This is a genomic window from Clostridium facile (assembly GCF_014297275.1).
GTDB lineage: Bacteria > Bacillota > Clostridia > Oscillospirales > Ruminococcaceae > Massilioclostridium > Massilioclostridium facile.
Genome location: NZ_JACOQK010000001.1, coordinates 2,252,448 through 2,266,054, shown reverse-complemented (window position 1 = coordinate 2,266,054; position 13,607 = coordinate 2,252,448). Strand labels below are relative to the sequence as shown.

Annotated in this window: 10 protein-coding genes; 5 read left to right on the top strand and 5 right to left on the bottom strand. The window is 42.1% G+C overall.

All coding sequences use genetic code 11. The features are described from left to right. Window position 1: 1 nt before the first annotated feature. From H8Z77_RS09390 to H8Z77_RS09370, 5 genes are all read right to left on the bottom strand, one after another. Entirely contained in the window at window positions 2-1,438 is a 1,437-nt protein-coding gene (locus tag H8Z77_RS09390; RefSeq protein ID WP_186996846.1) for a GldG family protein, read from the bottom strand. Window positions 1,439-1,448: 10 nt separating this feature from the next. Continuing rightward, window positions 1,449-2,153, bottom strand: a complete 705-nt coding sequence (locus tag H8Z77_RS09385) for an ABC transporter permease (protein WP_069987749.1) — start codon at window positions 2,151-2,153, stop codon at window positions 1,449-1,451. Beyond that, window positions 2,153-3,277, bottom strand: coding sequence for an ABC transporter ATP-binding protein (locus H8Z77_RS09380; RefSeq protein WP_186996845.1), 1,125 nt, complete (start codon window positions 3,275-3,277; stop codon window positions 2,153-2,155). The genes H8Z77_RS09385 and H8Z77_RS09380 overlap by 1 nt, the downstream gene beginning before the upstream one ends. 199 nt (window positions 3,278-3,476) lie before the next feature. Continuing rightward, a complete protein-coding gene (locus H8Z77_RS09375; protein WP_186996844.1) occupies window positions 3,477-4,754 on the bottom strand; it encodes a DUF1015 domain-containing protein in 1,278 nt (425 codons plus the stop codon). 105 nt (window positions 4,755-4,859) lie between these two features. Next, window positions 4,860-5,609 (bottom strand): GH25 family lysozyme, encoded by a 750-nt coding sequence (locus tag H8Z77_RS09370; protein ID WP_186996843.1) that lies wholly within the window; start codon window positions 5,607-5,609, stop codon window positions 4,860-4,862. A gap of 493 nt (window positions 5,610-6,102) precedes the next feature. Here H8Z77_RS09370 and H8Z77_RS09365 point away from each other — a divergent pair, with 493 nt between their 5' ends. The 5 genes from H8Z77_RS09365 to tilS all read left to right on the top strand — a co-directional run bounded on the left by H8Z77_RS09365 (window position 6,103) and on the right by tilS (window position 13,570). Continuing rightward, complete coding sequence (locus H8Z77_RS09365) at window positions 6,103-7,947, top strand: ribonuclease J (RefSeq protein ID WP_366472067.1); 1,845 nt, start codon at window positions 6,103-6,105, stop codon at window positions 7,945-7,947. Window positions 7,948-7,985: 38 nt separating this feature from the next. Continuing rightward, complete coding sequence (locus tag H8Z77_RS09360) at window positions 7,986-9,953, top strand: DHH family phosphoesterase (protein ID WP_069987741.1); 1,968 nt, start codon at window positions 7,986-7,988, stop codon at window positions 9,951-9,953. Between the two features lie 351 nt (window positions 9,954-10,304). Next, window positions 10,305-10,748 (top strand): 50S ribosomal protein L9, encoded by a 444-nt coding sequence (gene rplI, locus H8Z77_RS09355; protein WP_069987739.1) that lies wholly within the window; start codon window positions 10,305-10,307, stop codon window positions 10,746-10,748. A 169-nt stretch (window positions 10,749-10,917) separates the two neighbouring features. Then, a complete protein-coding gene (gene dnaB, locus H8Z77_RS09350; protein WP_069987738.1) occupies window positions 10,918-12,255 on the top strand; it encodes a replicative DNA helicase in 1,338 nt (445 codons plus the stop codon). Beyond that, on the top strand, window positions 12,248-13,570 hold the full coding sequence (gene tilS / locus H8Z77_RS09345) for a tRNA lysidine(34) synthetase TilS (protein ID WP_186996842.1): 1,323 nt from the start codon (window positions 12,248-12,250) through the stop codon (window positions 13,568-13,570). The genes dnaB and tilS overlap by 8 nt, the downstream gene beginning before the upstream one ends. Window positions 13,571-13,607 lie beyond the last annotated feature (37 nt).

Genomic DNA, 13,607 nt, shown 5'->3' with positions numbered 1-13,607 from the left:
CTTAACGGTGCCTCCTGCGCATCCATACAGCTAAGCCCGTTATTAGGACAGCAACAGGAACAATAATGACAAATAAAATCAACAACAACCATCCCTGGAAAGAGGAGATCCCCAAGGTGCTGGCAGTCAGACTTTTTGGAGTAATCTGTATGGTATTTTCACGGTTTGCGGCAGCGTTAAAAGTAGCTAATACAAAATCGCCATTATTGACAACCGGTTCGGATAAGAACGCCAGCATATCCACGGAGGCGTATGCAACTACTTGCGAGCTATTTTCACCGGAAGTTTTCTTTGCGGCTAAGGCAACCGCGTAGGATTGTAGCTCATCGTTGGTAGGCTGCCAGTTCGCGTCCGCGTCGGCTGGCTGACGGACACAGGTTTCACCGGTTGTGGCCAGGGTGGTAACGGTGATACCGCTATCCGCTTTTCCTTCTTGCATTGGTTTTAGGTATGGGGTTAGGATGTTGGTACTAGTATTTGGCATATTGGATGTGTAATCGTTGGCATTTACTGTAGTAAATGGAGTTAATGAGTTTTGGTAAATCATATTGGAATCCAGTTCATGGATAGCGCCGTCCTGTACCTGAATTCCCCATTTGGATAGGAAGGCTTCTAGGTTTGGAAGTGTCCCTTGAGATGCGCTTCCAAAATAGGTTACGGTTTTTCCTAATTGACCGTTATTGTCTAAAAACGCATCTAATTTTGCAATTTCATCCACCGTATAATCCACCGATGGGCATGCGATAAGCACCATATCAGTATCATCTGGAATGGTGCCCGTTAGCAGGCTAACCGAATTAAAATTGTAGTTACTTTTTTCAAATACATCCTGGATGGAGGATAAGTCAATTTCTTCATGACCAGAAATCATTGCCACATTCACTGGGTCTTCCCCTACAATATAAGCCAGGGCGGAATCAATTGACTGTTCTGCCATCGAAAGAACTTCAGAGGTTTGGTAATCGTCAGAATAGGATTGGGTAAACAGGTCGTCTCCAGTCAATGCCTGGTACCGTCCGTTTTCCCCTACCAGAAGCAAATCCCCATTGACCAATTCCACATCCGGGTAATTAGTGGCAAAATCGGGGTGTTCTGTCAAATTAATATATTCAGTAGTGATGTTGGAATTTAAGGAAGCAAATTTTTCAATAATATAGTATGCTTGAGTGTAAAGGTCAGAATAGGTTTTAAACGCTTCTTCCTCTTCCAATACATAAATGGTGACTTTTTCGTTATAATTTTTTAAGTATTCTTCCGTTTGGTCTGTTACCTGGTAAATCTGGTTAGCAGTTAAGTCGATTTTCCAATCAAAACGGTCGATTAACAGGGCTACCACAATATTCACTACCACAATAATGGCAATAAAAATGGCGGTAATCGCTGTTGCCAACGAGCCATGTTTGAATTTTTTATTTTGGAATAGTTTCTTTATCTTCATGGCAATCACCTCAGCTCCAGCGTTTTTTCTCCAGCGTGCGTGCGGTCAAAAAGTTAAATACCAAAACTACGCTGATGAAATACAAAATGTCCGAAATATTAATTAGCCCGCCTACAAAGTTGCGGTATTTCCCCATAAAGGAAAGCTGGGAAAGCAGACTGTTTAACCAGTCAATTGGAATCAAGCTCGCAAATGTATCCATGTACATAAATACCAGGATTAAGCCAAAGGAACCCACCGCGGCAATGACCTGGCTTTGGGTTAGGGAAGAAATGAACAACCCCATGGAGATTAAGGCTCCTCCCAACAAAAGCAGTCCTAGAATATTCCCCACCATACTGTTCCAATCCAGCGGGGCAAAAATCGCCATAATCAGGGCGTAGATAATTGTGATGGCGGAACCAATGGCAAATACCAGATAAGCAGCAAAAAATTTGCCATACACCATACTGTGGATTCCTACTGGGCTAGTGAGCAGCAACTGGTCGGTTTTTGCACGAAATTCCTCACTAAATAGACGCATGGTTAAGATTGGGACAAGCAGCATAATAATTAAAAACATGGACTCAAATACTGGGCTGATGTCCGCTGAGTTTGGATAAAGGACACCGGCAAAGAAATAAAAGCCGGAGAAAAAGAAAAATACCCCTAAAAAGACGTATGCTAAAGCAGAGGAAAAGTAACCTCTTATTTCTTTTTTAAAAATTGCCCCCATTATTGCTCACCCCCATCTTGTTTTTCTTCCATATTTTCCAGTTCAGGTTCTTCCACAGAGGTGTTTTGTTCTGTATCTTCCAAAACCATATCCCCTTCTTGTGGAACCTGGTCATCTTGCTGTTCTTCCACTGCGCTTTTATCCTCATCCTCTTCTGAAATCGGAGGCTGTTGGGCAATCAGTTTTAAGAAAACTTCTTCCAAGGTTAGGGCGTTATCCTTTAATTCCAACAATGGAAGGTTGTGTTCCGCTAATAGATGGAATAGAGCAAAACGAATTTCTGTTCCGGTTTCTGGATGGAGGATAAAGTCACAAGTCCCCTCCTCTTTGCTGCCACAGGAAAGGATTTCCCGCATATGGTCTAGGGATTGAAGCACCTGTAAAACCTGTTGTTCTTCACCAGCTACCCGGATAATATATTCTTTTTCTTCGTTTAATGCTTGGGTAAGATGGTCGGCGGTGTCATCCGCCACAATCGTTCCTTGGTTAATAATGATGATACGATTACAAACCGCTTGAATCTCGGATAAAATATGGGAAGAAAGAATAATCGTATGGGTTTCGCCTAACTGCTGGATTAAGCTGCGGATTTCAATAATCTGTTTTGGGTCCAATCCCACAGTAGGTTCATCCAGAATTAAAACTTCTGGATTCCCCAGCATTGCCTGCGCTAACCCAACCCTTTGCTTATACCCTTTAGAAAGGTTGGAAATCAACCGGTCCATTACCTGGTCAAGCTGTACTCTTTGGCAGACTTCCAGGATATGCTGGAATTTTTTTTCTTTTTTTTGCTTTCCTTTTCCACCTAAATTGATTTTTTTTAGGTTATATATAAACTCTAAATATTCCAGAACCGTCATGTTTGGATAAAGTGGCGGCTGTTCTGGCAGGTATCCAATTGTTTTTTTGGCCTGGTTTGGCTGTTCCTGTATGTCCAATCCATTGATGGTTACTTTCCCCGATGTGGAGGAGAGGTAACCGGTCAATATATTCATTGTGGTAGATTTCCCTGCACCGTTTGGCCCAAGGAACCCCAAAATCTCACCCTGTTTTACTTCAAAGCTGATATCCCGTACAGCCTTACGGGAGCCGTAGCGTTTGGTGAGATGCTCTACTTGAATCATCGTGCGACCTCCTATTGTCCAAATCTTCCCCAGACCGTTTCCAGCCTGTTCTGCTGTTTTGTTGCAAAAGCAGGGGCGGGGAAACAATTTCTCCGCCCATTGTTTATTTTCAGTTTAGCATAGTTTCATGTTCGCCTGTTGTTTAAATGGTGAATATTCTTTGAACACTAAGCTGTAAAAATGCCGTATTTTCGGAGAATTACAGGATTTTATTCATAACAAGGCCTGTAATGAGTTTTGGATAAAAATAGGTGCTTTTCTGAGGCATTTTTTCTCCAGCGGTTGCTACGTCCCGGATTTCTTCCACACGGGTTGGGTTTAACAGCACGCAGCAGTTTGCTTCCCCGCTATCCACCGCCTGGATTGCCTCCCGTTTGGAGCGGGTATAGGTCAGGTTAATTTGCTGCGCCATATTCTCCTTATCAATCCCTAAAATCTTTTCTAAAATCAAAGAATGGAGTACAGCAACATCCAGATTGCGGTAGGTTTTACTTTTCTCTGGAAATACCTGGTCCATGATAGCGGGATTCTTTAAGGTAAACAGGGTATACCGGTGGTTATGGTACAGCAAGAAAGTAGTACGGTATTTGACATATTCTTCCCGCATCTGATGTTCGGCTTTTTCTTTTTCCGCAAACCAGGCAATTTCAAAGTTTTCTTTTGCTTTATTAACAATCTGGTCGATGGAAAACTTGGTTAATCCACGGACAATCCGATGGGTTGGAAGTACTACTAAACCAGGATTTTCCATGTTTACCAACATCATCATAATTTTGTTGGCAGGATGGTCCTGTTCCAGTCCAATCCCTTGTTCATGTAGCCAGTTGCGGTAGTTTAAAGCGGTCTCGTAACGGTGGTGACCATCTGCGATGTATAGTTTTTTATCCGCAAATAAACGGGAAATCTGCTGGATTAACTGGGGGTCGTCACATTTCCACAAACTATGGGTTACTTCATAGGTTGCGGTGAACGAAACCAAAGGTTCCCCTTGGCTAGCTTGGTTTAGCAAATGGGTGATTTCCCCTTCTTCATCATGGTATAAAGAATACACCTGGCTAAAGTTACAGCCAGTGGCTTTCATCAGGTTAAAGCGGTCTTCTTTTGCTTTGGAAAGGGTTTCTTCGTGGGGGAGGATAATCCCCTTTTCAAATTCCTCTAATGTGACCCGCCCGATGACTCCTTTTAGTTGGTAAGGAACGCCGTCAATCTGGAATGATTCCTGATAAATATAAAAACTATCAATTTCATCCTGTTTGAGGATTCCGGTGTTTAACCAATCTTTTAGGGTATCCGCTGCCTGTTGGTAACAGTTTTCCCCCTGTGGCAGTTCCAACCGAATAATATTGTTGGGATTTTCTTCTAAATAGTTACGGCGTTGCTGTTCGCTGATAATATCATAGGGTGGACAGGTTAGTTGTTCTGGCAGCCCTGCTTTTTCTGTAAACCGCAATGCTGGAAATGGTGTTACTTGTGCCATAAAAATCCTCCTGTTTTTTATTGTTTTGAATAAAGAGTTTTATAAAATTTATATACTGATATGTTGTATACTGCTTATGAAATCTATTTAAAATGGACAACTATATCAAGCGGTATTCTGTTTGATATACGGATACTGGTCAAACTGCTTTTGAGTCCCATAAAAAACATTACAATCAATATATGGGGTATCTCCCTGGTAGCCACTTAACCTTGCCCGGCTGGTGTATTGCCAAAAGGTCCATTGGCGTTCATCGTTTAAGTGAGGTCTGGTCATGATATCCCGTATCCAAATATCGTGTTGTAAAAAAGAGTCGGAAATATACTGTTTGTAACAAGAATATGTGGTATATATAATTGGTTTTATTCCATAATATTCTTCCAAGCGATTGGAACAGGAAGAAAGTTCACGCTGGACCACTTCCTTTGAAGGAGGATTGGACTGAAATTCCCCATAGAATTCTAAATCAATGACAGATGGAAGCATCTTTGCGAATTTTGGAACTTGTTGGATAAAATGATCTGCTTGAGTGGTTCCGCTGGACTCAAAGCTGAAAAAGTGGTATGCCCCAATCCTCAAACTGGTTTTGGTTGCCCTTTGAAAATTTTGGTGGAAGTTTGGGTCAATGGAGGAACTCCCCTCTGTTGCTTTGATAAACGCGAACTGTATCCCCTCTTGGCTGAGGACCTGCCAATCCACATCCCCTTGATAATGGGAGAGGTCAGCACCACGAACTGGATATTTTTCTGTAGAAGGGGTATTCCAAGGAATGATTCCAAAGCAAATGAGAATACCGAAAAGAATAGCGATAAAACCAAAAATAAATATGGTAAAAAACCATCTTCGTCTTTTCATATTAGACTCCTATATCTTAAATCGCTCGCAGACAATTTTCATTGTAGCACAGAACAGATAAGATTGCAAAATGATTATTTTTTGCCATATGGGCAATACTCCAAACAGATGTGATTAGCTTTATATTACCATATTGAAACGACGTTTTTCATGGGTAATATTTCAGGAAGCTACAAAAATATATTGACAGAGTGCGGGTTTCAAGATACAATAAAATTAAGTATTTGTTCGGAATTTTATTTTTGGGCATCGGATATCCTAGCTTTCAACTCTCTATTTTTGTAAGATGCCTTGTAAAAACTGATCGGGCTTAAATGAAACAGATGGCTCTGTATGGCGAAAAATTGTTTTTAAAGGAGAAAAACAGCTTTCGCCTTGGTTTATTTTGCAGAAAATCTGTTTTTACAGGGGTTTTTTCTATGGAACCACCTGTTTTCTTGTTACATAAGTAAATGATATTGCTATCAAAAAAAGAATTAAGAGAGGTAATAATGTGATTACAGAAACTCAAAATAAACAAAAAAATACGACAAAATCCCCTACAAAACGCCGTACAACCAAACCATATGCCAACCGTACCAAAACAGCGGCGAAACCAAAAACCACTAAAACACCGGAGCCAAAACAAGCGGCAAAAACAACCAAACGCGCACCACAGCAAAAACGTAAACCAGTGCGTAAGACCCCTGTACGGATTATCCCATTGGGCGGCTTAAATGAAATTGGAAAGAACATGACCTGTTTTGAATGCGGCCAGGATATGTTTATTGTAGACTGTGGTATGGCGTTCCCAGACGCGGATATGCTGGGGGTAGATTTAGTACTGCCAGATTACACCTATGTAGAAAAAAATATCGACCGTTTACGTGGTATTGTGATTACCCATGGACATGAGGATCATATTGGCGGGGTGCCATATTTTTTGAAACGGTTTAACGTACCAGTATACGGAACCCGTTTGACTATTGGATTAATTGAAGAGAAATTAAAGGAACATGGATTATTAAACAAAGCAAATTTAAACGTTATCCAGCCAAAACAGACAGTAAAAATGGGTTGTATGGCAGTGGAAGCAGTTCGTGTAAACCATTCTATCCCAGACGCTATTGCGTTTGCGATCCATACACCAGCAGGGATTATTGTCCATACCGGTGACTTTAAGGTGGATTATAATCCAATTGAAGGGGATATGATTGACCTAGCAAGATTCGCGGAACTGGGAAGCCGTGGTGTGCTGCTGCTAATGTCCGATTCTACCAATGCGGAACGTCCAGGCTATACCATGGCAGAACGGAAAATTGGCGAATCCTTTGAACGGCTGTTTAACAGCGCTGGAAATCGGCGTATTATCGTGGCTTCTTTTGCCTCCAATATCCACCGTATCCAACAGATTATTGATAATGCGGAAAAATATGGGCGTAAAGTAGCGATTTCTGGACGTAGTATGGAAAATGTTGTGAGCAAGGCAATTGAGCTGGGCTATCTAAAAGTTCCAAACAATATTTTAATCAATGTAGACGCGATTTCCCGCTACCCACATGAAAAATTAACGATTATCACCACTGGGAGCCAAGGGGAACCTATGTCCGCTTTGGCAAGGATGGCAACTGGAGACCACCGCAAAGTAACCGTGACCAGTGAGGATTTTATCATTATTTCCGCTTCCCCGATTCCAGGAAACGAGAAGCATGTTACCCGAGTTGTCAACGACTTGATGAAACTGGGGGCAAAGGTAATTTACGAATCCATGTATGAGGTGCATACCTCTGGGCACGCCTGCCAGGATGAATTGAAAATGATCCTCTCGTTGACACGGCCAAAATATTTTATGCCGGTACATGGGGAATATAAACATTTGAAAAAGCACTCTGAACTGGCGCAAACCATGGGGATTGATGCAAATAGAATCCATATTGGTACTATTGGCCAGGTATTGGAGATTGATAATATTGATATGCACGTAGCGGGAACCGTACCATCTGGACAGATTTTCGTGGATGGTTTGGGGATTGGTGATGTTGGTTCCATCGTGCTGCGTGACCGCAAAATTTTATCTGAAGATGGGTTGATTGTTGTAGTAACTACAATTGAAAGTGAGTCCGGCTGCGTTGTGGCAGGACCGGATCTGGTTTCCCGTGGTTTTGTCTATGTACGGGAGTCAGAAGCTTTGATGGACGAGGCGAAACATCTATTGGTACAGGTGCTGGATCAGTGCTATACCAATAATATCCGGGAATGGGGCGCGATGAAAACCGCTATCCGGGATGAATTGTCCAGCTATATTTACCGTAAAACAAAGCGTTCCCCTATGATTTTACCGATTATTATGGAAATTTAAAGGATAAAGCAACATGACCTAGGTAGATGAGGTATCGCATGAAGAACAAATCCATTTGGAAAATCCGCAATTATATTATCATTATTATGGCATTAAGCGTGCTGGTAACCGGAATTTTATTTTTCCAGAGCAAACAGGCGTTTTTTATTGTTGCGCCATTTGTGCTATTGCTGTTGGCGGCAGGCGTCGTTATTTTGGTCCAATTCCGCCGAGAGATACGTACATTGATGCTGCTGCTTTCCAAAGAATTTGGTACCTCTCGGAGCAAAGTATTATATGAATTCCCAATGCCTGTTATGGTGTGCGATGTAGATGGGCGCATTCTATGGTACAACAATCAGTTCCAAACTTTTTTGGCAAAACAGGATGAAATGATTGGATGGGAATTCAACCGGATTTCGGAACGTCCAATGGAGGAATTTTTATCCCCCAGTGGTGTACAGGTGGACTTTCGTGGAAAAAGTTATTGTGTTTATGGTACTTCGGTGGAAGAACATGACTTGTATACCTTTTATTTCTCAGACATTACAACGTTAACCGCGATTGCGGAAGAATATGAACTTTCCCACCCTTCTGTTATGTTGGTGATGCTGGATAATTACGACGAAGTATTTGAAGGCAAAAAGGAAAGTGCGAAATCCACTATTTTAGGTGTGATTGACGAGAGCCTGGAGGCTTTTTTTGGAGAAACCAATGGGTTTTTCCGGCGGCTTTCCCACGACCGGTTTTTGGCGGTTGTGGAGCAACGGCATCTGGAGCAGATGATTGAATCAAGGTTCCATATTTTAGATACAGTACGGGAAAAAACCAAAGAAAAAGGCATTACTGTGACCTTATCCATTGGGGTGGGAGCTGGTGGAACTACCCTATATGAAAGTGAATCCTTTGCTAGCCAAGCGTTGGATATGGCTCTGGGTCGTGGCGGGGATCAGGCGGCTGTCAAAACAGTCAATGGTTTTGATTTTTACGGCGGGGTATCCCAAGGGATTGAAAAACGAACCAAAGTAAAAACCCGGGTTATCGCCACTGCTTTGCGGGAATTTATTGACCAGAGCGAGCGGGTACTTGTAATGGGTCACCGCTTTGGAGACTTGGATAGCATGGGTAGTTCAATTGCCATGGCGAAAATCGCCCGGCAGTTAGGAAAAAAATCTTATATCATTGTGGATTATAAAAAGAACCTTGCTACTGCGTTAATTGATAAAATGACTGCAAATGGCGAAGAAGGTATGTTTGTCCATCCTTCTGATGCCGGGGATTTGATTACACCAAACACCCTATTGGTCGTGGTGGATACCCACAGCCCGGATGTTGTGGAAGCTCCTGGTGTGTATGAACGCTGCAAGAATGTGGTTGTCATCGACCATCACCGAAAAATGGTCAACTATATTGATAACGCTGTTATCTTTTACCATGAACCATATGCTTCTTCCGCCTCAGAAATGATTACCGAATTGGCGCAATACATGAATGGAGTTGTTTTACAGGCGCCGGAAGCGGAAGGGCTTTTGGCGGGTATTATGTTAGATACCAAAAATTTTGTTCTGCGTGCTGGCGTCCGAACCTTTGAAGCTGCTGCCTATTTAAAGGGCAGAGGGGCTGACACAGTATCCGTCCGCAAACTGTTTTCCAATACGATTGATTCTTACCAGCAAAAAACAAGGATTGTCTCCAATGCAGAAACCTACCGCAACTGCGCCATCGCTATGGGAGATTTCCAATGTGACGATATGCGTGTGGTTGCGCCTCAGGCAGCGGACGAGCTGTTGGGGATTTCGGATGTTGACGCGTCGTTTGTTTTATATCAGACTGGGACAACCACTAACATTTCCGGGCGCAGTTTGGGAGCGGTGAATGTTCAGGTCATTATGGAAAAACTTGGTGGCGGCGGGCATCAAACCATGGCAGCCTGTCAATTGGAAAATACCAATCTAGAACAGGGGCGGCAGCATTTATTGGATGCCATTGACCAATACTTAAATTCCCGGACGGATAAAAAATCATAATATGAAATTGAATTTTCTGTTTTTCGAAAAACCTTGTTTTCATAAAATTTAAAAGAGTATCCATTTATTTCTGTTGTTTTAACAGAATAAATTTTTCCTTTGGATGGAAATAAAAACTTTGAGTATACAAAATAAAATACGGATAACAGGATGGCAAGGTATGTGATGAGGCAATACACGATGCAAGGGGTCAAATCCCCCTTTCCTAAATTCACATATACATTGCTTGAGAGAAGCTAGAACAAATCAATTGGATATTGATTTGATTAAATTTTCATTTTATGTTATCTTGTATTTGTAACGATCAATCTTCCGATCAAAAAAAGACATAATATAGAGGAGGAATCACCGATGAAAGTAATTTTACTACAAGATGTAAAAGGCTCCGGTAAAAAAGGGGACCTTGTCAATGTAAGCGACGGTTATGCCCGTAACTTTTTATTTCCAAAAAAGATGGCGATGGAAGCAACCGCACAGGCGATGACCGAAAAGAAAAATAAAGACCAGGCAAAAGAGTTCCACAAGCAGGAGGAAATCAAAGCAGCACAGCAGATTGCGGACAAGCTAAAAGACCAGACGGTTACCATCGCTGCAAAAGCAGGCACAGCTGGCAGATTATTTGGCTCTGTTACTGCGAAAGAAATTTCTGCGGCCATCAAAAAAGAGTTTGGTTTTGATATTGATAAACGAAAAATCTCTGTTGGCGAAGTAAAAAGCTTTGGTACTTTCCAGGTAGAAGTGAAAGTATTGACAGGGGTTACTACCAATATGAAACTAATGGTGGTAGAAGCATAGCAATGTTTTGAATGATGGATAAGCCGGGATGTTTTCCGGCTTATTTTCATCGTTTCCAAAAAATAGTTCTGCTAGTAAAACAGGAAAAATTAATTGCCAATTGGAACAAGATATGCTATAGTGGTAACATCTTTGAGGAGATCCATTTTTTGATGGAAGGAGCTGTCACATGGATTTAGAAAATCAAATAGAACTGGAGCAGCTTCCTTATAATTTGGAAGCGGAACAGTCGGTGCTGGGTGGTTTGATTTTAGACCCAAGCTATATGGCGGACGCATTAAAGTTTGTTGGGGTATCCAGCTTTTATCGGGAACAGCACCAACGGATTTTTGCGGTCATTGCCCGCATGTATACTTCTGGGCAACCGATTGATTTTATTACAGTATATGATGCCGTAGTTTCGGAGAATATTTTTGATACACCGGAAAATGCCAAGGTATACCTGGGCAGATTGATGGAAATGGTTCCATCTGTGGCCAATATGGAAGTATATTGTAAGATTGTTCAGGATAAGTATTACATCCGTTCCTTGATTTTAGCAGCCCGGGAAATTATATCAGTAGCTACGGATAGTGGCGCAGATGCGGAAACCATATTGGATACCGCAGAACAAAAAATTTATGAAATCCGTCAGGGCAGAACTTCCTCCAGTTTAATCCCGATCAATGAAGTAATCGGCCGTGAATTTGACCATCTGGATAAATTGGCAACAGGGCAAAAAGAAGTGGGAATATCCTCTGGTTTTTCTGGGTTAGACCATGTATTGACCGGTCTAAATCCATCCGACCTGATTATTTTGGCAGCCCGGCCAGCAATGGGAAAAACCAGCTTTGCGTTAAATGTGGCAGCCAATGCGGCGAGAAAGAGCAAACGTCAGGTAGCAATCTTTTCTCTGGAAATGTCCAGTCAACAGCTGGTAGAGCGTATGCTTTCTTCCGAGTGCAGGATTCAAAGCACCAAGCTGCATACCGGAAATTTGGCTCAGGAGGAATGGGCACTATTGGCAGCAGGGGCGCAATCTCTGAGTGAATCCAAAATTTATTTGGATGATACTCCAAATATTACTATTGCAGAGATGAAATCCAAGTTGCGCCGCTTACCGGATTTGGGCTTGGTGGTAATCGACTATTTGCAGTTGATGAACAGCGGGCGACGGGATGGAAACCGTGTACAGGAGATTTCTGAAATTACCCGTAACTTAAAAATCATGGCAAAAGAGTTGAATGTAACGGTGATAGCCCTATCCCAGCTGGCACGTGGGCCGGAAGCTAGGCAGGATCATCGTCCCCTGCTTTCCGACTTGCGTGATTCCGGTTCTATTGAGCAGGATGCGGATATTGTATTGTTTTTGTATCGGGATGAATATTATAACCCGGAAGATGGAAAGCACGGCATTGCGGAGTGTATTGTGGGCAAAAACCGTCATGGTGAAGTGGGCACAGTAGAATTAGGCTGGGATGGGCAGTATACCCGGTTTACAGGATTGGATACGATTCACCATGAATAAAATACAGGATTCAGTTTCCAAATGGTTCCACGCAGGAGAGGTTGTGGTCATTGGAGTATCTGGAGGGGCGGACTCTATGGCGTTATTACATGCTGTATGCCATTGTGGAGTACCCTTACAAATTATGGTTGCCCATGTGAATCATTGTTTACGGGGAGAAGAAAGCGACCGAGATGAAAATTTTGTCCGGCAGTATTGTGAAAAACAGCAAATTTTATTTTATTCCAAACGGGTGGATGTTGCTTCGTTAGCGGAGGAAAACAGGCAGTCCGAAGAAGTTTGCGGCAGGGAGCAGCGATATGCCTTTTTTGAGGAATTGGCAGGGAAAGATGGCTGGATTCTAACAGCTCATACCCTATCTGACCGGATTGAAACCATGTTGTTCCATCTTACTAGGGGGAGCTCGTTATCAGGGCTTTGTTCCATCCCACAAAAAAGAGGAAAAATCCTTCGGCCTTTGTTGGATTTTACCCGGCAGGAAATTGAGGCGTATTGCCAAGAATTTTATCTTCCCTACGTTCAGGATAGTACCAATGATTTGGATCTTTATAATCGGAATAAAATACGTCATCATGTTGTACCAGTATTACAGGAGATCAACCCTAGATTTGCCCAAAATATGCTGCGGACATTCCAATTGTTAGAAGCTGACCGGGAGTTGTTGCAGAAACAGGCAGAACATCAATTTTATTTACTGTTTGACAAAGGGAAACTATGGGTAGAAAGAATGATAGGTGTACCAACTGCGATATCCAGCAGGATTATTTCGTTGTTTTTGGAACAGCATCAAATTCCGGCGGATACCAAATTAATTTTATCCATTTTGCAGATTTGCGAAAGAGGGTTTGGAAAATATAATGTTCCAGGAAATCGTTTTGTAGTTTGTCAAAACGGCTGGTTATCCGTACAAACTTCTGTCGAAGGACACCCTTATTTTGAGTATCAGGTTGAAAATTGTACCAATTGCCGGGTTTTTGGCTTTCATCTTCTAGTAGGAGGGCAAGAAATTTACGAACAATTCATAAATGTTGCAAAAAATTTCTTTCATTCTATTGTGGATTATGATAAAATATTTGGTAAAGTTAAAATAAGACAGCGTATGCCCGGGGATCGTATTTCCCTACCGAATCATCCAAATCGGAAAGTAAAAAAATATTGGAACGAGCAAAAAATTCCACTGGAACAGAGGGATTTGCTTGCTGTGTTTGAGGATGACAATGGTGTATTTGCGGTAGAGGGCCTTGGTATTGACCAGAGGGTACAGCCAGACGCCCATACAACCAGATATTTATGGATTCAAAAAGAAACTGTGTAAAATAGCATCTATATTATGTAACAGGAATACACACAGT

Coding starts and splice junctions, on each gene's coding strand:
- tilS (WP_186996842.1), top strand. CDS start 12,248: ATGAATAAAATACAGGATTCAGTTTCCAAATGGTTCCACGCAGGAGAG.
- dnaB (WP_069987738.1), top strand. CDS start 10,918: ATGGATTTAGAAAATCAAATAGAACTGGAGCAGCTTCCTTATAATTTG.
- H8Z77_RS09375 (WP_186996844.1), bottom strand. CDS start 4,754: ATGGCACAAGTAACACCATTTCCAGCATTGCGGTTTACAGAAAAAGCA.
- H8Z77_RS09380 (WP_186996845.1), bottom strand. CDS start 3,277: ATGATTCAAGTAGAGCATCTCACCAAACGCTACGGCTCCCGTAAGGCT.
- H8Z77_RS09370 (WP_186996843.1), bottom strand. CDS start 5,609: ATGAAAAGACGAAGATGGTTTTTTACCATATTTATTTTTGGTTTTATC.
- rplI (WP_069987739.1), top strand. CDS start 10,305: ATGAAAGTAATTTTACTACAAGATGTAAAAGGCTCCGGTAAAAAAGGG.
- H8Z77_RS09390 (WP_186996846.1), bottom strand. CDS start 1,438: ATGAAGATAAAGAAACTATTCCAAAATAAAAAATTCAAACATGGCTCG.
- H8Z77_RS09360 (WP_069987741.1), top strand. CDS start 7,986: ATGAAGAACAAATCCATTTGGAAAATCCGCAATTATATTATCATTATT.
- H8Z77_RS09385 (WP_069987749.1), bottom strand. CDS start 2,153: ATGGGGGCAATTTTTAAAAAAGAAATAAGAGGTTACTTTTCCTCTGCT.